At 56.2% G+C, this 18,785-nt stretch carries 17 protein-coding genes and 1 pseudogene; 2 read left to right on the top strand and 16 right to left on the bottom strand.

Going from position 1 to position 18,785, the window contains the following annotated elements; all coding sequences use genetic code 11:
- Nucleotides 1-32 precede the first annotated feature (32 nt).
- The 6 genes from QN399_RS20105 to QN399_RS20080 all read right to left on the bottom strand — a co-directional run bounded on the left by QN399_RS20105 (nt 33) and on the right by QN399_RS20080 (nt 7,417).
- Entirely contained in the window at nt 33-1,667 is a 1,635-nt protein-coding gene (locus tag QN399_RS20105) for an NUDIX domain-containing protein (protein ID WP_330201498.1), read from the bottom strand.
- Between the two features lie 39 nt (nt 1,668-1,706).
- Nucleotides 1,707-2,765, bottom strand: a complete 1,059-nt coding sequence (locus QN399_RS20100; RefSeq protein ID WP_330201497.1) for a PDDEXK nuclease domain-containing protein — start codon at nt 2,763-2,765, stop codon at nt 1,707-1,709.
- A gap of 118 nt (nt 2,766-2,883) precedes the next feature.
- A complete protein-coding gene (locus QN399_RS20095) occupies nt 2,884-4,206 on the bottom strand; it encodes a restriction endonuclease subunit S (protein ID WP_330201496.1) in 1,323 nt (440 codons plus the stop codon).
- A complete protein-coding gene (locus QN399_RS20090; RefSeq protein WP_330201495.1) occupies nt 4,203-6,122 on the bottom strand; it encodes a class I SAM-dependent DNA methyltransferase in 1,920 nt (639 codons plus the stop codon). Before QN399_RS20090 ends, QN399_RS20095 begins: the two co-directional genes overlap by 4 nt.
- Before the next feature lie 173 nt (nt 6,123-6,295).
- Nucleotides 6,296-6,496 carry an AlpA family transcriptional regulator gene (locus QN399_RS20085; RefSeq protein WP_330201519.1) on the bottom strand — a complete coding sequence of 67 codons (201 nt, stop codon included), beginning with the start codon at nt 6,494-6,496 and terminating at the stop codon, nt 6,296-6,298.
- Between the two features lie 264 nt (nt 6,497-6,760).
- Nucleotides 6,761-7,417 (bottom strand): inovirus Gp2 family protein, encoded by a 657-nt coding sequence (locus QN399_RS20080; RefSeq protein WP_330201494.1) that lies wholly within the window; start codon nt 7,415-7,417, stop codon nt 6,761-6,763.
- A gap of 971 nt (nt 7,418-8,388) precedes the next feature.
- Here QN399_RS20080 and QN399_RS20075 point away from each other — a divergent pair.
- Nucleotides 8,389-9,249 carry a hypothetical protein gene (locus QN399_RS20075; protein ID WP_330201493.1) on the top strand — a complete coding sequence of 287 codons (861 nt, stop codon included), beginning with the start codon at nt 8,389-8,391 and terminating at the stop codon, nt 9,247-9,249.
- A gap of 239 nt (nt 9,250-9,488) precedes the next feature.
- Nucleotides 9,489-9,823, top strand: a pseudogene (locus QN399_RS20070) (hypothetical protein); the annotation flags it as partial.
- A gap of 206 nt (nt 9,824-10,029) precedes the next feature.
- On the opposite strand, the gene QN399_RS20065 reads toward QN399_RS20070, so the two are convergent.
- From QN399_RS20065 to QN399_RS20020, 10 genes are all read right to left on the bottom strand, one after another.
- Nucleotides 10,030-10,248, bottom strand: a complete 219-nt coding sequence (locus QN399_RS20065; protein WP_330201492.1) for a hypothetical protein — start codon at nt 10,246-10,248, stop codon at nt 10,030-10,032.
- A 156-nt stretch (nt 10,249-10,404) separates the two neighbouring features.
- Entirely contained in the window at nt 10,405-10,842 is a 438-nt protein-coding gene (locus tag QN399_RS20060; RefSeq protein WP_330201491.1) for a lipocalin-like domain-containing protein, read from the bottom strand.
- A 2-nt stretch (nt 10,843-10,844) separates the two neighbouring features.
- Entirely contained in the window at nt 10,845-11,702 is an 858-nt protein-coding gene (locus QN399_RS20055; RefSeq protein ID WP_330201490.1) for an alpha/beta hydrolase, read from the bottom strand.
- Complete coding sequence (locus QN399_RS20050; RefSeq protein WP_330201489.1) at nt 11,699-12,658, bottom strand: VOC family protein; 960 nt, start codon at nt 12,656-12,658, stop codon at nt 11,699-11,701. Before QN399_RS20050 ends, QN399_RS20055 begins: the two co-directional genes overlap by 4 nt.
- Before the next feature lie 37 nt (nt 12,659-12,695).
- Nucleotides 12,696-13,454 carry a glucose 1-dehydrogenase gene (locus QN399_RS20045; RefSeq protein WP_330201488.1) on the bottom strand — a complete coding sequence of 253 codons (759 nt, stop codon included), beginning with the start codon at nt 13,452-13,454 and terminating at the stop codon, nt 12,696-12,698.
- A gap of 25 nt (nt 13,455-13,479) precedes the next feature.
- On the bottom strand, nt 13,480-14,928 hold the full coding sequence (gene iaaH, locus QN399_RS20040) for an indoleacetamide hydrolase (RefSeq protein ID WP_330201487.1): 1,449 nt from the start codon (nt 14,926-14,928) through the stop codon (nt 13,480-13,482).
- A 23-nt stretch (nt 14,929-14,951) separates the two neighbouring features.
- On the bottom strand, nt 14,952-15,689 hold the full coding sequence (locus tag QN399_RS20035) for an aspartate/glutamate racemase family protein (protein WP_330201486.1): 738 nt from the start codon (nt 15,687-15,689) through the stop codon (nt 14,952-14,954).
- A 16-nt stretch (nt 15,690-15,705) separates the two neighbouring features.
- Entirely contained in the window at nt 15,706-17,028 is a 1,323-nt protein-coding gene (locus QN399_RS20030) for an acetylornithine deacetylase (RefSeq protein WP_330201485.1), read from the bottom strand.
- A 10-nt stretch (nt 17,029-17,038) separates the two neighbouring features.
- A complete protein-coding gene (locus QN399_RS20025; RefSeq protein ID WP_330201484.1) occupies nt 17,039-18,067 on the bottom strand; it encodes an FAD-binding oxidoreductase in 1,029 nt (342 codons plus the stop codon).
- A gap of 226 nt (nt 18,068-18,293) precedes the next feature.
- Nucleotides 18,294-18,785 carry a flavin reductase family protein gene (locus QN399_RS20020; RefSeq protein WP_330201483.1) on the bottom strand — a complete coding sequence of 164 codons (492 nt, stop codon included), beginning with the start codon at nt 18,783-18,785 and terminating at the stop codon, nt 18,294-18,296.

Raw genomic sequence — 18,785 nt, 5'->3', positions numbered from 1 at the left:
TGAGAATGTGGAGAGCGAACAGCGAAAGCGCCTCAGCTCTCTTCCTGCATCATCGTTCGGTAATCCGTCAGAGAGATGCCCATGTATAACCAAAAATCTGGTCCGCGTGCCGCCTTAACTTTTCGCCCTGCCTGCTGCAACGCAAGCACAGCCGCTCTGGACAAGCTGACAACCTGGCCTTGGAACTCGACCTTGTTACCCTGAGCAACTACACACTGCACGGCCGCGTTCAGCTTGAAGGTCAAGACCGTTCCTGCCTGCACTGCGATATCCACAAACTTGAAGGCCGGTAGTCGCTTGCCTATCCCGTTCAACTCGGCCAGCAGCTCATCGAACGACTTCGACGTAGCTTTCCCATGCGGTTCAGCCATCTGCTGTAAAATCTTGCCGGGAAACAGCACGGATTCCGTGCCAAGAAACACCGATACCACGTAGGACAGAAGCTCCGTGTGCCGTTGCTGCCAAGTAGCCTCGTCAATCACCTGCAGAAACATGGTTTCGCTCAATTTCCGGACCGCCAGATCGACCGCAGCCAGCCCTTCGGAGACGATCATGGCGAGGCTTTCGCCAGCACAGTAGTCCTCATCCAAACCTAAGCACTTCACAAGGCTCTTACCCAACTGATCCGCAGTGTGCCAGCCGGGCATCCTCACATAGCCGGTATTGTCTTCGGTCATGATACGCACCAGAGATATCATCAGCTCATGCCTGTCTGCAGGTGTTGCTTCCTTGACAATGCATTTCAACACGACCTCAAACCAGCCTGCCAAGAGCTGATGAACCACTTCGGGTTTGCCGAGGTAGTTAGGCTGGCTGGCCAGCTGGATAGCCGACGGGACACTGGATGGCTGGGGCGGCATCTGGTTGAGCTCTGCCAACCCACGCACCATCATCTCGATACGTCGGAGGTCCTCCGCATCATCGGTACTCTCGTACTGCTCCGGATCACGATTCACCTCGGCGTGAGTCGCCCGAAGACCTCCGGCATACGTCACAAAGTGGATCTGGTCGATGCAATAGCCCGTCCAACTGCGGTGCTGATACAACGTGTTGTCGGCAAAATAGGCGAACCACTTCTCTTCCATCTTGCTCGGAATAAATCCCAGTCGAATGGCGATGGCGTCCTCGGTATTTAGCGTGAATTCCAAGGCCAGCGTGGAGTAACGAGCAGGCATCTCCTGAGAGTTCCAGTCATTTTTGGTCGCTGGCTTGCAAGTATCGGTATTCGGTAGCACCTCCCTCCGATTGGCATCGAACCACACCTTCGCAGCTACCAGCACGGCCAGATCGCGCATGCGGCCAATGCTATTGGTGGTCTGCTCGATAAGCCGCTGAGCCTCCTCAAAACTCACCCACCGGGTACTCCAGGTTTCCCAATCCAGAGGCCCTTGCGACCCGATATGACGCATGACGAAGTAGGCATTTGTGGACGTACCGCCCTTGAAGACGCCGGGAAGCACATCGATAACTTCGCCCTCATAGCCGGTTTCCTCCCTAACCTCGCGCAATGCAGTCTGCTCAGGAGAGTCGCCCAGCTCTGCCTTTCCCTTAGCGAACGTCCAAACATAACCGTCGAAATGATTCGAAGGTTCACGCAGCAAGATCTGCCCGGTGTGGGTCAGCAAGACGCCACCATAGGCGCCGGCCTTTGCAATGCTCAATGACATATATGATCGCCCACTCAGATGGCTCAAAGAGCCGCTGCTTCAATCTTGATCCAATTCCAAAGATGGGTTCCCAACCAGCAAGGCCCGCTCGCGATCCAGCTCGGCACGCAACTCTTCCTCGGTAGGCAGCACCAGCTTGTACTTGCTGGCGAACAGTTGCTCATTGCCCTGTAAGACTGAATAGCGCACCACCGAGGCATCCTTCTGGGCACAAAGAATGATACCGACCGTGGGGCCATCTTCCGGGCCGCGCTTGAGGTCGTCATACATACGCACGTACATGTCCATCTGGCCAATGTCCTGATGGGTCAGCTCACCGCGCTTGAGATCAAAGATGACGAAGCACTTGAGCAGATAGTTGTAGAACACCAGGTCGATATAGAAGTCTTTGCTTTCGGTACTGATGCGCTGCTGCCGCGCAACGAAGGCGAAGCCCTTGCCCAGCTCCAGCAAGAACCCCTGCAATTGGTCGATCAGCGCCTGCTCCAGGTCGCTCTCCAGCAAAGCACCCGCATTCGGCAAACCGAGAAACTCCAACAGTACCGGGTCACGCACAAATTCACGGGGGCTTTTACCCAGTGCCTGCACGTTGCTCACGGCCTCCAGCTCTACAGCGGTACGGTCCTGACTGGCCAGCAAGCGCTCGTAGTACAGCGTACCGATCTGCCGCTCCAGTGCACGGGTACTCCAATTCTGCGTGGCCGCTTCGGTCATGTACCACTGCCGGGCTGTGTCGCTGTCTACCTTGAGTAACGTGCGGTAATGCGTCCAGCTCAATTCGCGACGCAGTGCGTCGTACTTTGGAAAAACCAGGAAGAAACCACGCATATGGCGCAGATTGGTGACGTCAAAGCCCTTGCCGAACTCAGCACTCAGCACCTTGGCCAGGGTCGGCAACAGTTTCTTGCCATAGACCGCACGCGCCTCACCGCCCTGCTCGAACTCGACGATATAACGGCCAATCTCCCAGCAGGTTTGTACCTGCAACACATCCACGGCACGCAACGCTTGTTGACGGGCCTGTCGAATCAGCCCGGCCAGACTGCCGAGCAACGGTTGTAGCTGCGTGTCCAGATGGAGCGGCGGGGCTTGACTCATGGCACCTCCGGCATGGGGTTCACATTGTTCAACTGCTGCTCCTGCCAGGCCGCGTATGTATGGCCAAGACCAGTAAGCGCGCCGTCCATCAGAAACAAGCGGAGGCTGTACCCTTGGCTCATACTGCCTCCCGTAAGTCGATTTGGCCGGTGACGGCGGCGGTGATCAGGGCGGAGCGGCGCTCTTTGAGGAGGGTGATGCTGCGCTCCGTTGTGCTTCGCAAATTATCGAGCCTTGCGGTTTCAAGCGCCAGATGAGCCACTATATCTGTCTGCTCGTTGAGAGGTGGCCTAGGTAGCTGGACGCCATTTAGTGACTCACGGTTGATCTTCGGCATTGCGACACGATCAGCTTCTAGAACAGCAAATGCAGAAAATGGTTCTGAGAGTAGGAACCAGAAAAGAAACTGATTGCTCATCCCAGAGTGACCGCGCATTGGGTACATGTCAGCGCTGCACAAGCCTATCTCTGGAGCTATGCATACTTTTCTTAGAGCAGGGCGAATCTTGCTGTAAACAACATCACCTTCCTGGCAGAGATACTTCCCACTCTCGGCGCTTTGTTCTTCTGCCGTCTCCGTATAGAGGATTTGGCCTGAGCCGGACTCAATGTGGTTCGGTGCGATCAACACCATCTCGCGATAGGGCGGGGCCTCCGGATCAACCTGTCCCTCGGCGATAAAAACACACCGCTGGAAGCCGAGTACATCCCAATGCAGCGGCACTTCCCCCAACCACTCCACACCAGAGTTTTTCATCTTCACGTTCGGGTCAAGGCCCTTGGTGACTGTATGGGTGATCAGCGCCTGACGCTTTTCACGCAGTAGTTCGATAAAGCGGTTTTTTTTCGCTACCAGCCCATCAATACGGGCAGTTTCGCGGTCGACGCTGCTTGAAATTTTTTCGATTTCATTATTGGGAGGTAGGGCAAAGCTCATGTTGCCGATTTGCTCGAAATTGAGTCCTTCTCGACCAGCTCCATTTTGAGAGGAGTCAATCTGTGACTGAACAGCCTTGCTTGGAAGACAAAGCGATATCCATTTCGAATCTAAAGCCTTCGCCGTCCGAATAATGCAAACATGTTGGTTCACGTTAGCTGGCTCAAAAAACTGTGGCACGAGGCAGGAACGACCAATTGAAGCACCTGTGATGTTAAGTAGTACATCGCCAGGTCTAACCCGTGACCCCTTCATTTCCTCATCTGTTTCACAGGTAATGAAAGCAACGTCATCCAATCGCAGACCATCTTCGTAAACATTCTGACTGCGCAGGAACTGCACTCCAGTGTCCTGGTAAACCTCGGCACCACCTGAAGGTGTTTTGCCGCTACCGATATGGGGGGCCACATATTTAAACTGCTTAACTTGCCAATGCTCCGGCACCCGCCCCAACCACTCCACCCCGGAATCCTTGTACGCCGAATACGGTTTGTAATCACTCACGCTGTCACCTCGCCCAGCAGCGCGGCGATCTCGGCCTCCACGGCCTCCAAATCTGCATCAATCTCAGCCAACGCGCGCGGCGGCTGGTAAACGTAGAAGTAGCGGTTGAAGTTCATTTCGTAACCAACGATGCCGACCAGCCCATCCTTCGCATCCACCTTGCTGGTGTCGATCCAGGCATCCGGCACATGGGGCAGCACTTCGCGAGCGAAGTAATCGTCGATGGACTGATTGAGCGGCACATTCTCGTTTTCACGCAAGTCGCTATCGGCCTGCACATTGCCCTTGTCGTCCAGCACCGGCTGGGCCTCGGCATCACGCTCGCCAAAGCAGGCCAGCGCCGCTTTCAGTGCGGCCTTACCGAGCTTCTTGATTCCCGCAACCTTGAGAAAGGCTGGCAGATTGTCGACGCTGCCTTCGACCTTGGCGAAAGCGTCGGCTTGATCAGCACCTTTGGTGTTTTGGTACGTCGCGAGCTTTTCAGGTGTCACCGAGAAACGCAGGCGCAACGGACGCTCGACAGTGATGCGGCGATAGCCGAAGTCGGTAGTGGCAAACACCTTGCTGTGCGTTGCGTTTTCACCGGCCTCGTGCAGTTTGGCGATTTCGGCAATCTGCTGTTCAGAGAGAAATTTGCGCTTGCTTCCCAGGCTCTTGCGCATGGGTACGTGCATGGCCGTCGCGTCGATCAGTTGCACCTGCCCCTTGCGTGAGGCGGGCTTGTGGTTGGACAGCACCCAGATATAGGTGCCGATGCCAGTGTTGTAGAACAGGTCATTGGGCAGTGCGATAATCGCCTCCAGCCAGTCATTCTCCAGAATCCAACGACGTATCTCCGACTCGCCCGAACCGGCACCGCCATTGAACAGCGGTGAGCCAGACAGCACGATACCGATGCGAGTGCCGCCTTGGTCAGTGGGCTTACGTTTGGATAATAGGTGCATCAGGAAAAGCAGCGAACCATCACCCACCCGTGGCAGGCCAGCACCGAAGCGCCCAGCGAAACCGAGGCTGGTTTGCTCATCCTGCACCTGCTTTTGCACCTTCTCCCATTTCACGCCGAACGGCGGGTTGGCCAGGCAGTAGTCAAATTGCTCATGGGGCAGTTGGTCGTTGGACAGGGTGTTGCCAAGCTTGATGTTCTTGGTGTCATAACCCTGAATCAATTTGTCTGCCACCGAGATGGCGTAAGTCTCGGGATTCAATTCCTGAGCATAGGGGACCAAGCGAGCGTTGGGATTCCACTCGATAACCTGCTCGATGGCTGACGACAGAAAGCCACCCGTACCGGCGGCGCAGTCGTAAATGGTGCGCACCACACCATCGCCATTCAGGGCCTGATGGTCAGGTGCGAAGATCAGGGTGGTGGCCAGGCGCACCACATCACGCGGGGTAAAAAACTCCCCGGCGGTGTCATTGGCCGACTCTGCAAACTTGCGGATCAAGTGTTCAAACACCAAGCCCATTTCGTGGTTGCTGACGACGTTAGGGTGCAAGTCGATACTGGCGAACTTCTGCGTCACCAGGTACAGCAGATTGGCTTTCTCCAGTTTCTCCAGCCAACCATCGAAGGCGAAGTGCTCGAACACCTGACGGGCGTTGGCGGAAAACTTGGCAATGTAGTCCTCCAGGTTCGCGCGGGTGCTGGTGGAACCGACACTGGCTAGGGCGAACTGGGAGACGTTATAGAAGGTGGCGCCAGCACTTGCAGGTAGAATCAGGTCCATGTCCACACCGCTGGCCTGCATGGCCTGATACTGACTGCGTACCTTGTCACGGGTTGGCTCCAGCACACACTCCAAACGGCGTAGCACGGTGAACGGCAAGATGATGCGCCCGAACTCCGACTGCTTGAAATCGCCACGCAGCACATCGGCCACGCTCCAAATGAAGTCGGCTAGGTTTTGCTGGTTCACGCGGGAGAATCCTTGTCTAGGGGGATTGCACGAAGGCTTAGCCAGCAAATGACTGGCTACCAATAGCTTCTCTGCAATGCTTTATTACGAATAGCCGAACCTTAACTGCTTGAGCAAATCAGAGCCAGCGCGATGGCCCTGACCCGCGAAAAGAATCTTAGCCAATCAGTTGATCACGCCGTGAGAGACTCGTGAACATCTCGCGCCTCAATTCTGGCCATGACCCAACCTATCACTTCACTTTCAACCCAGCCGACAGCCCTATCGCCCAATGACACTGGCTTCGGAAAGCTCCCCTCGCTGATGTACTTGTAGATTGTGGACCGACCTAGGCCGGTGGAATATTTAACGTCTTGTAGGCGAATGATTCTCATGAACTGGATCCTCTTATGCGTCCAGAGGATTGAGGGGCTGGTAGAGAAATACTGGTTTAACCTTCCAGCCCGCGGCGTGCTCCAGTTCGACAAGTGATTAATCATCCTTTCGAATCATTTGCCCGTGAGCCGTCATGGCGGCCTGTGACTGGCCGAACAGATATAGCTGCCAGTCATAGGCACGCACTGGCCGATAGACCGCCTTTGGCTCGCACCAAGGCAGTCAACGACACGATGAACACTCGCGTACACCATCTGCAGCACTCAGCTCCTGCTGCACCCAAAACCATGACTGCCATCACCAAAGGCTTTCGTCGCGGACTTGCATAGGTAGCTCGCACGGTGGAAGAACGCAGCCTGCCCTTCCGGCTCACCACGATTCAGGTGATAGGACGGATTAGTAGGAATCTCGACCAATCCTTTGACAGCTTCTACAGATAACGCCAAGGAGCTGGCCCAAGCCTCTACGAGGCGATTGAACATGTTGTCCCTGCCGACCTCAAACTTACCCAAGGCCGTGAAGGCATCTCGGTTGAGCAGGATTGCCAAGTGATAGTGAGGCTTACCATGCTGCCCCAGCTCCCGTGCCCACACGTAGCGGACCTTGCTATCATGAGCGTACTTGTTCAGCTGTCGAGCTTGACCACGGTTATGCTTAATCTTGGCCTTGAACGACTCAATGAAACGATCGATCACTTCGTTGGTAAAAACGTAATCAGGTAGCCGAGTATCATTAGGAAGTCGTAGATCAACCCTGAATGTAAACACGCGGGGATATTGGGTGAGCGCTCGCTCCATCGTCCGGTAGAGGCGGTCCAGGTATTGACTGATGAAAGGACCTTTTCCCCCCTGCACAGCCAAGCCTTGATATGTCGTATCTCTGTGGAGGATAAGGTTAGTATTCTTAGGATGACGCATCATGTTGGTGCTCCAGGTATGTGGGTTCATACCATGAGCACATCCAGTGCATTTTTACTTCCTAGCAGACCGAGCACTATGACTGCGGCACGTTAAGCAATCACCCTGCACCCTTCGCACATCGCCATATACTGACGACAGTCAGCACTTAAAGTCAGTTAACCTAACAAGAAGCAATAACACAAAAAAGCGTAGACTATTGGCACACTAGAAATAGATACTAGAGCCTTTCATAAATAGATATGCATATAAAGCATATTACCAATACCGAAAACACGCCCACATCTACGCCACTGAAACACCTACGAAAATAACCCATAACACATCAGAGCTAAGAGAATTAACGCTCTGGTAAAAAACCATTGAATCTCTTGCCACCAAGACTACCGATAGCGACTTTCCAGTTCACAGCCACGTTCTTTTAACCTCCCTATTTCTGACTCTCCAGTCATCCTGTACGCCCGCCGGCCAACGGTATCGGATTGAATAACATCCTTCGATATGGATTCGTAAATGGCTGATTGAGATAGGCCAGTCAAGTCGATGACTGCCCTGGCTGTGAACAGCTCTAATGCATCAGGCTTTTCTTATTCATTCAAAGCATGGTCAGCGCGGTAAAACTTAACCAGCCTCACCTACCGCCTCTAGCCTTTCCACCCTAATCCGGATGCACTTCGACCTGTCTACGCGCAGGAGCCCCTAAGGATTAATCGACCGTTTTGGCGGACAAGCCGGCAATTGATACGTACATAGCACGACTTCAAACTGAGCATGCCGCTCTAATGCTTCCCCCTTAAGATCCGCGCTCCTTCGTGCCATACCGTTCGCTAAACCTATACAAAACCCATTACAACTGAGGATTATCATAAAAATTATCTACTAGAGAACCGCTACAAAACCAATTAAAACACAAATAAACACTTCCAAAACCATTCAAAAAATGATATAGAAAACCTCTAGAGAATGGAGGCGACATGGCAATAAATTCCGACTATGATTTAGCATACATACTTAATCAAACAAACTACGGCCGTAGATATGATATTTGGTTGTGGCATCGACTAGTAAATCGTCACAAGCAATCACTCGGCCATATAGATCAGCCGGGAGCGCGGGCCGAAATGGCGAGCATCATGTCCAACGACCCCGATCTTGCCGAGTTCATTAGTAAGAGAAAAAGCGAAGAGTTTCTTCCAGCAAAATACTTTGATTGGATAGACGAAGGAAAACGACAAATAATATGGCTAAACTCAAAAACCAAAAACTATATAGATCAACAGTTTGACCTATGCCTATCATACTTGCCTGACGCAGCCTTATTAATTGCACGCATTGACGTATGGGATGTCAGCCGCCTACAAAAAGAAGCACTTTTACATACTCTAAAGCACGACTGGACCGACCACAAAAAGGGAGACAAGCAATTTAAATGGTTCGAAGATGAGAACCAAAAATGCTTATTAGCAGGGAAGTGGTTAAATAAAAACATTCAACTAGAAACACTTCTTTCGATCGAAATGTCGATGTATCTTCCCATTGAAAACTACGAAGATCTCTTGATTTATTTCGACCACTCAAAATTCAATCACCACCAGACAATTTTGTACATTGACAAAATTAAAAAAAGCTGGAGCCAGCAAAAATATCGCCAAGGCTTAACTGACAAAGGTCAATACAACTTTATCCTCTCAGACAAAGCAATAAGACGCCTAGACAAATTTGCCGACGATCACGAGTTAAGCCGCGCCAGAATTTTAGACATACTGTTAAAAATGGAAACCGAGAAAAATCTCTATATTCCAGAAATGCTGAAACGACTAAAAGACGGCTCTTAACCCATCGCCACAGCCACTCCGAGAATAACGCATCCTAGTCAATGCTCTATTCTTCACATGCCCTTCCCCCGCTCACCTTTAGGATTTAAAGCCTTACTGCGCAGTGCTCCGAGACCAACGCCAAACCACGCCAAATGTTTTCCCACGACTGAAAAGCCAAGTCGCTAATCAAGCAGAAGCTCATTGGCAGCCGCGAGACGATCCTCACTGCGATCTACGATCTCGCTTAAAGGAGCTGTATCTGCTTACGCCAAGGCAAGATGGTCCGTAGGCCACGCTCAGGCACATTGGATAAGCGCACCCAGCGTGCCGAGATGATCAGCACCACCCGAGATTGAAGACCGGTGTGGCTATCTATTTCTGTGAGCCGCACAGCCCACAGCAGCGCGATAGTCACGAGAAATATCAACGAGCTGGTCCGCCAGTGCTTGCCCAGGGACTGACACGTCAGTACACAGCCAAATCAGCTCGATGCGATAGCACGCAACTGAACATGCCCCCACGTAAAGCGCTTCGATATAAATGTCCAATTGAAATCATAGCGGCCTGGCATAATGCCCCGGCATCAATTCAGCAGCCGTGTGCCCGCAGCGCCTGCATCTGCTGCGGGTCGCAGGTTCGAATCCTGCACGATCGAGGCAAGGGCCATAATAAGACCAGTTTAGTCGTAGGCCATCGACTGGGCTATGCCAGGAAAAACGGTATTCCAAATGGTATTCCACAATAAAAACAAAACCGATATTGTTATTTTAAATCAGTAGTTTACACAAACAGTTCAGATTACCCCGGCCCACCAAATCCACAAAAAAAGACGTCCACGGACGTCTTTTTTTGTGCCTGAAATTCAGTGAATACGGCAGTTTCAAGGCTTTTGGGGGCTTTCCATATTTTTTGAGTTTCAGGCGGTTTGGTATTCCCATTGGTATTCCCCCTACCCATAGCTCTCACTTGCGCAAGCCAAGCAGAAAAACGGTCAAAGCTAGATAACTGCTTGCCCATGAGTCTGCAGAGCAATCCTTACGCGGAGTCATGCCGACAACAAGTGGTCTTGTAGCTTTCCTGAAAGATCTCCGGGGTAGAGATGATCTGGTGGGCTTTTGGGATGGGCGGAAGCAGAAAATTCGGCACGCAAACACGCTGCGCGCCGAACATATATCAGCTTGGCACAACCGTGGCACGCGTCCACATCAAGCGCGCGGTACGGGCTTCGCTGCTTCCCTCTTCAAGACGTGCGGTAAGCGACAGGGTATCGCCATTAAGTTCGGCGGTACGGAGCTGGTTGCCACCGACCCAATTGGGGAAGATGCTGTAGCGCACTTTGTGGGTGATCGTGTTGCCTGCAACGTCGAAGTCACCTGCGTAAGTCAGGTAACTGCTGTAGGCAGCTGCCTTCTCGGCGTCCTCGGCCGACCACTGGCCACCTGTCAGGAATAGCTCGCGGCCTTTCTTGGCCACCACGCAAAACATGCCGAAGTCGCTGTACTCAATAAAGCCTTCCAGCTCAGTACCCATTGGGCACACCACCCGGCCATCGTCGTACAGCTGCTCCCAGGATTGGATGGACCAGCGGCCCTTAATAGTTTCTCGATTCATGGTCATGCTCCTGCACTGGCCGATTGGTCGACCAGAAAGTCGACCAGTAGGCGGTTGAAGGCCTGGGCCTTTTCGATCTGAACCCAGTGCCCGCATTCGCCGAACACGTGCATCTGGGAATGGGGAATCAGGCGCAACATGCGCTCGGACAACTCCAGCGGAATGACCTTGTCGTCACGACCGTGGATCAGCAGCGTTTGGTGTGGCAACGCGCGTAAATCATCTTCGGCCAGGGCAAGCATCTCCACGCCTTGCTGGCGCGGGGCGGGGAACAGTTGGGCGAAACGGCTTTGCACGTCGTCGCGAATGCTCGCCTGATAGCGCATGCTGACCAGGTCGTCGTTTATCAGGCCATGGTCGTAGGCAAACACCTCCATCAGCCCGCGCATCGCCTGCAACGACGGCTGATAACCCCAGACCTTGTCCAGTCCGTCGGTAATCGGGAACGACAGGCCAGCAGCGCCCATTAGCACCAAGCGCTGTACGCGCTGCGGATAGGCCTTGGCTAACGCCAGGGCAATGGCACCGCCGAAGGAGTTGCCGACAATGGACACTTGCTTGATGTCCAGCGCATCGAGCAAGCCGATCAGCGACTGCACCCAAATGGCAGGGTCCAGTTTCCACTCCGACGGACAACGGGTGTAACCGAAGCCGAGCATATCGGGAGCGATGACCCGCGCCCGCTGCGACAGGGTTGGAATCACCCCGCGCCAGTTAGCCCAGCCGGTCACGCCTGGTCCGGAGCCGTGGATCAACAGAATGACGTCGCCCTCGCCCTGGTCGTGATAGTTGAGGGTGCATTCGCCAATTTGAATACGGTTGGCAATTTCCGGCGAGGCGGCTTGAGAGTGTGCAGTCATTGTTTGGCCTTAGCGGTTTGCGCAGTGGTCACGACTGGGGCACGCACGCCCTGATCGGCCAGACGCTTGAGGATTTGTCGCGCTTCTTCGCGCTTGTCGTCCGGCAGCCATGAGCGGTCATGGCCCCACAGACTCATGCCTTGCAGCTCCTCGACTTCCCAGTCCGGGCCGACGGTGCGGCTGGCCCAACCCAGCTCGAACATCCAGCCGTCCGGGTTCTTCAAGTAGAAGGAGGTGACGTGGTCATTGATATGACGACCCAGCGTGACCCCGATGCATTCGGGGTTGACCAGGGCCATGTCGTAGGCGCGCCCAACGTCGTCGAAATCGTTGTACTCGAGCATTAGGTGGTAGATCTTCGCCGGACCACCGGTGTGTGCCAGACCGAGGGTGTGATGGCGCGGATTGCAGTGCAGGAACTCGACGCGAAAGGGGGCATGGGTGTGGTCGCTCACCTTGAAACCCAATACGTTGCGGTACAGGTGACTGAGCTTATCGAAGTGCGCGGTGATCAATGCAACATGCCCCAAGCCCATGTCGCCGGTACGGAAGCCACCCAGAGGGCGCCCCGGTACAAACGGAGTCGTGGCATCGGCGAGACCGTAGGCAACTTCCAGGCGCAGACCGTCTGGATCGGTGAAGTGCACCATGCCCGCCACACCCCGCAGGCGTAGCTCTTCAGCGGTACCCTCGGTGGTCGGATAACCTGCATCCTCAAGGGCCTGCCGGGTGCTCTCCAGAGCGGCGGCATCGAGCACTCCGAACCCCATGCCCATGGTCGCCTCCCCCTTGCAGGCGCTGACCAGCAAGCGCTGAACCTTCTCATCTGCACGCAAGCGCACACAGACATCAGGTTCGACCACGTCGACATGCAAGCCAATGTGGTGCCGGGCCTGTTCTATCCAGGCGTCGAGGTGCGGGGTTTGCACCACCACGTAGCTCAAAGCATTGATCATTTATTGTTCTCCTTTGACCGTTGCTGATCAGGACGATTCATTCGGCCGACATGCCGCCATCTACCGAGAGGGTCGTGCCCGTTACATAAGAAGATTGTTCCGACAGCAGCCATAGCACCGCCGTGGTCACTTCCTCGGGACGGCCAATGCGGTGCATGGGAACGCCTTCGTCATACATGTGTTCGTCGCCACCGGTGACACGGTCGAAACTTGGCGTTTTGATCGGGCCGGGGCAGATGGCATTGACGCGGATGCCGCGAGTCGCGTAATCCAGCGCTACGGCGCGGGTTGCCCCGACAACTCCGTGCTTGGCGGCAACGTAATAGGCGGTCCTGGACATCGCCTTAAGGCCGAAGATCGAGGCGTTGTTAACGATGGCGCCGCCATGGCCGTTGAGCATCGCGGCCGCCTCATACTTCATCATGTACAGCACGCCCTTGAGGTTGATGTCGATGACCTCGGACAGGTCTTCCACCGGGGTCTCATGCACAGCGTTGAAGTCGCGCTGCAGACCCGCATTATTGAATGCGCCATCGAGGCGGCCGTAGGTGTTCATGGCCAGCGCTACCAAGGCTTGGCAATCCGCCGCGCAGGACACATCCGTGGCACGGAACAACGCCTGACCACCGTCAGCTAGGATTTTCTCGAGCACCGCCTGACCAGTCTGTGCAGTGCGATTGCCAATCACCACGCGTGCGCCTTCATGTGCCAGCGCCAGGCAAACATCGCGGCCTATCCCGCTGCCGCCCCCGGTCACAATCACCACCTTGTCACGCCATAGACTGCCCTGACTCATAACGCCTCCTCTCGGACCACACGGTTCAAGCGCGTGGTACTCGGCCAAACAGGCCTTCCAGCATCTGACCGATAGCCAGCAGGCGGCGGTCGCAACCGGGTGGACCGTCCAACTCCATGCCCACAGGCAAACCGCTTCGGCTACCCAGCCCTACCGGCAACTGAATACACGGCAGACCCGCGCTGGCGGCCGGCTCGGTGTTCTGGATCAGGCGCTCGAAGATGCTTGGCTGGTTGACCTCGTCGTTGGCCAATGGAGCCACTACTGCCGTAGTGGGAAACAGCAGCGCGTCGAGCTGGTGCAGCTCAAACAGCATCTGGTAACGCTCAAGCAGCGCCTGACGGCCACCGTTCTGCGCAGCCTGATAAGCCGGTGCAACATCCACCAACTGATCGCCGACCGGCATTTTGCGTGGCAGTACCCAGTGGTCATAAATCCAGCGCACATCGGGGCTGTGAATTTTCTCGGCGAGCTGCTCGATGGTCATGGCATGACCGTAGTCGCGCAGGTAGTCGACCATGCAGTCGTAGGCCTCATGGATCACCACGGGAAAACCCACCGGCTCGTTCAGTGCATGCAGGCCGGCATCTTTGATGGGCACCAGGGTCACGCCGTGGCCGCTCAGCTTTTCTGCTGCGGCCACGGCTTGCTCATAGGTGTCCTCATCGAGGTTTTCCCAAAACTCGCTCGGTACGCCTAAGCGCAACTCGCCCAGCACCACCGATGGCATTGCGTACTCACCTGTGATCAATCCATCGAGCAGCGCTACGTCGGCCATGCACAGCGCCATCGGTCCGACCGTGTCGCGGCTGCGGGCAATCGGGATAACACCACGGTCGGAGTAGCGCCCTGCGCTTGGGCGCAACGAAGCGCAGCCATTGAGGGCTGGCGGAATGCGCATCGAGCCACCGGTGTCGGTGCCCAATGCCGCCAGGGCCATACGTGCACCTAATGCTGCGGCGCTGCCAGAGGATGAGCCACCAGCGATACGCGTGCCATCGTAGGGATTGCGCACGCCCACCTCAACGCCAGTGTTGTACGCACCGTTATAGCCCGTGGCACCGAAAGCCAGCTCATGCATGTTGGTCTTGCCGAGAATGATCGCCCCGGCTTCACGCAGTTTTTGCACGCAGGGCGAATCTTCACTCGGCACAAAGCCTGCGAAAGCCGGCGAGCCTGCGGTGCACTGCAGCCCCGCGACGTGTATGTTGTCCTTGATGACAATTGGGATGCCACTGAGCGGCTTAAGCGGCTCGCCCGCCTTGCGTGCAGTATCGGCGGCCTGGGCGGCCTGCAAAGCTCCCGCGCTGTCGAGGGTCACATACACATTGAGCGACTTGCCTTCCTCAGAACGCTTCAGGCACGCCTGGACCAGCTCGACGCTACTCAGCACGCCGTTGCGAAAAGCCTCAGACGCCTCGGCGATGGTCAGATCGGTCGAAACGTGAACTTTTGCAGATTCAAACACTGTCATGTCAGCACTCCTTGGCGCAGGCTTCAGCGACTGAAGGCTGCGTCCTTGTTCTGTTCCGGGCTTGGGTAGGCGACCTTGCTGTGGCACAGACCCAGGTCGAGCAGCACTTCGCACATCTTGTAAGCAATCAGCCCGGGGTTGAGCACTGGCACCGGCAGATGTTGGGCGAGATAGGCATGTGACTGGTGCATGGTGGTCGAGCCGAGCACAATCACATCGGCACCGTCTTGCTCAATGGCAAGCCGTCCCGCTTCCAGTAGTTTGGCGAAGACCACCTCCTCCTTACCTTCCAGCAACGCCTCAGTGTCGGGGCGCACATCGATCGAGCGGATCGAGGCCAGACGCGATTCCAAGCCGTATTCCTTGAGTGTCTTGCGATACAGCGGGTACCAACGCGGCCACATGGTCAGGATGCTGAACTTCTGTCCGAGCATGCAGGCGGTATGGAACGCGGCGATACCCGGTGCCAGTACCGGGATCGACAAGCGCGAACGCAGCGCAGACAGGCCTGAATCACTGACGGTATTCACGCACACCGCGTCGTAGCCTTCTTCCTCAGCCTTGATCCCGGCTTCGATCACCGCCAGCTCCATCAGCGCCATGTCGTAATAGCTGTCGGCCAGGGTCATCACCTGGCCCGCGCCTACAAAGCTCACGTCAATGTCGGGCCGCATCAGCGAAGCTGGCAGCTGAGATTCCACCAGCGGACGCGTGGCCTCGCTCATCGGAACCGGGAAAATCATCTTGATGCGCTTTTTCATCATTGGCTCCTCGTGCTCACAGGCCCAGTTCGTGGCGGGGACGCGTCAGGGTGTCGATCAACGCGTAGAGAATCTTCTCGGCGCAGGGCATCAGATCAGGGACATAGGTCGCGCCCATGCCGCCCAAACCCTCGGCCACCGGCAACGGTGCGCCGGTCGCGGGCCACGGCCAACCGATACGCGCGGTCGGCACGCCATAACGGCGTAGCGCTGCACCATCCGTTTGACCGGCGAGCATGTCGGGCATGCCATGTGGACGTTGCTCAATGAACTCCCAACCCCGCTTGCATGACTGGATGATCCAGTTCTGCGGATCAGTGGTACCGCCAGGTACCGAGCCGTACATTTCCCAGCCCAGATCCAGCGCAGGAAAGCGCACCTTGAGGTCGTCGACGAATTCAGCAAACTGCGCCTTGACGTCACCGGGACTGACGCGCGGATTAATACGCACGTCGAAAAAGATTTCAGTGACCGCGCTCGGGAACGCCGGGCGTTCGACATCGCCTCCGCGTACACCGCTGATCCAGCCGTGTGGCTCGATGACACCGCTGGTGTTGCGTTTGGTATAAGCCAGAATCCACTGCTGCAGCTCCTGGATAACCGTGGCTGAAGGCACCACGGAGCTGCGGAAACCCGGAATGTCGTGCGGCACACCGGCATAGCCGAGAGTGCCGTAGACCTTGAGCTTGAACCAGGCCATGCCCGGTTCCTCGTGGTAGACCCAGTTCCATGGCTTCATGATGATGGCGAAGTCCGGGTACATGCCGCGATTGAGCAGATGAATCACGCCATTGGACATACCCGCGTGACGCGCACTGATGTCCACCGGCATACCGCCGTCGGCCATACCCAGCAGCAAGTCACCCCGCAGCGGTACTTCCGCTTCAATCAGCGCGGTGGCCACTTCGGTCAAGGTCGCAATCATCGCCTTGGGGTTCGATGAGCCGAGTCCAAACACCCAGTCATCGACCATCTGCGCGAAGGGTTGCAGGTCGGCTTCCTGGCCTTCGCCGGTGAGCATTTCCTCACCGGGAGTACGGTCCAGGTGGGTGTCGATGGGCGCATACAGCAACACGGTTGCGCCACCACCACTGCCACGGCGTTCACCTACCACGTTGCCCGTAATGTCGCTCATCGGGTAGTAGCGCGACTTCATGCCGATGCCTTGCAGGTGGCGACTCATGAACTCGCTGGCCTGACGGGTCGCACCCGTCGGGCTGTGGATATTGCTGATATCAAACAAAAGCTGCTTGAGACGCCGCGGGTTGAGTCTGGCGCGGGCCTGCTCGTACCACTGATCCTGCTGGGCAGAAAACGGGAGTGAAGTCGTAGGTTTCATGCGCACTTCCTCAATTACTGGCGACAAACTGTTCGGCAAAAATATTTTGCGACTTCATGCCCAGCTCGATCAGGCGCTTGGTGGCGGCGTCGATCATGGGCTGCGGGCCGCACAGGTAAGCCACGGCGTCAGGATGATTGATGTCACCTTCTCGCAATGCGCTGACTGGGCTGCCCTGATGCAGGCCTTCAGTGGCTTCGCGATCGACACAGATGCGCGTCTCGAGGGACGGCAACCATTGCTGACGCAACTCAATGTCCTCAAGCGAGAACAGCGCTTCGGGCACCGCGCAGCCGAAGGTCAGAAGCATCGGTGGCTTGCGCCCGCTGCCCTGACGCAGCGCGTCGATCATTGACAGGATCGGCGCCAGGCCAGTGCCGCCCGCGACGAAAATATGCGGCGCACGTTTGTGCTCCTCACGCAGGAAGAACGCACCGTAAGGACCGCTCAGGTTCAAGACCTGATCGGACTCGGCCGCGGACTCCAGAAACTCGGACATCGCCCCACCGGGGATCAGGCGGATCAGGAACTCCATCTTTGGCAAGCTCTGCTGGGTACTCGCCGGCGAGTAGCTGCGCAACACGCCAAGGCCTGGCACAACAATTTGCATGAACTGGCCCGGGCGGAACTCCATCCATTCGCCTTCGGCCAATTCCAGAGTCACGCGCATCACATTACTGGCGATACGTTCGACCGAGTCGATAAAGGCGTGTACTTCATGCGCCGCACTGGACCCAACTTCACTGCCGTAGCCGAGGTCGAAGGTACAATCGGACTCGGCCTGGCAGACACATAGCAGGCGCTGGCCGGCAGCGAACTCGCTGGCCAGCAAGGTCGAGCTGGCACCCGGGCGGGTTAGCGCCTCGCCCTCTGTCAGGGTGCTGATGCAGCTTGAGCAACTGCCGGAGCGGCACTGGAAGAGCACCGGCATTTGCGCTTCGATGGCGGCATCGAGAATATTGCTGTTCGATGCGACGCTGAAGCTGCGGGTGACGCCATCGGCGAAGTTCAGGGTGACTTGATGCACTGGTTCATTCATAAACAGGATTCCACCGGAGTACGGGAATTGCGTGGTTCTGGCGAAGCCGTGCTGGAGCGTGGTGGTAGCAAACCACCAGCGCTCCGGAGGGGGCTGGTCATGCTCTCGATATTAGGAAGTAGCAGCAGCTGACTGCGCTCCTTTGAGCTACGCGGTTATCCCAAGAGCGCAGTTTCTTGTAAAAAAGGCAGCCATCGCTGGCTGCCGTGAAAAGGGCTGAATAGCGTCACCCCCTCGGTAATGAGTCCAGCCCGGCGTACCGCCCACGATGGAACAACAGCGGACGGGCATCCTCCGCCCCCAGCTCCATCCGCAGCACTCGCCCGACCAGAATCTGGTGGTCGCCGCCTTCATAGCGGTGCTCGATACGGCACTCGAAACGCGCTGGACAGCCGCTCAGCAGCGGCACACCACCAACGCCTTCGCCGACGTCCAGGCCACTGAACTTGGCCTCTGATGCCCGCCCGAAACGGTTCGACCACGCCTCCTGCTCGTCACCCAGCACATGTATGGCGAAGTGTTCGGCCTCCGAGAACACCGGATAACTCAAGGCGTTGCGGCCGATACTCCAGAGCACCAGCGGTGGGTCCAGCGAAACCGTGTTGAAGCTGCTGGCCGTCACACCGATGGGCTCCCCCCGGACATCCCGGGTCGTCACGACAGTGACGCCGGTGGCAAAGTGGCCGAGGGCCTGACGTAAAGCGGTGGTATCAATCAT

This window comes from Pseudomonas sp. 10C3, from assembly GCF_036346185.1.
Classification (GTDB): Bacteria; Pseudomonadota; Gammaproteobacteria; order Pseudomonadales; family Pseudomonadaceae; genus Aquipseudomonas.
The sequence above is the reverse complement of the archived record's forward strand: the minus strand, read 5'-3'. Positions and strand labels throughout refer to the sequence as shown.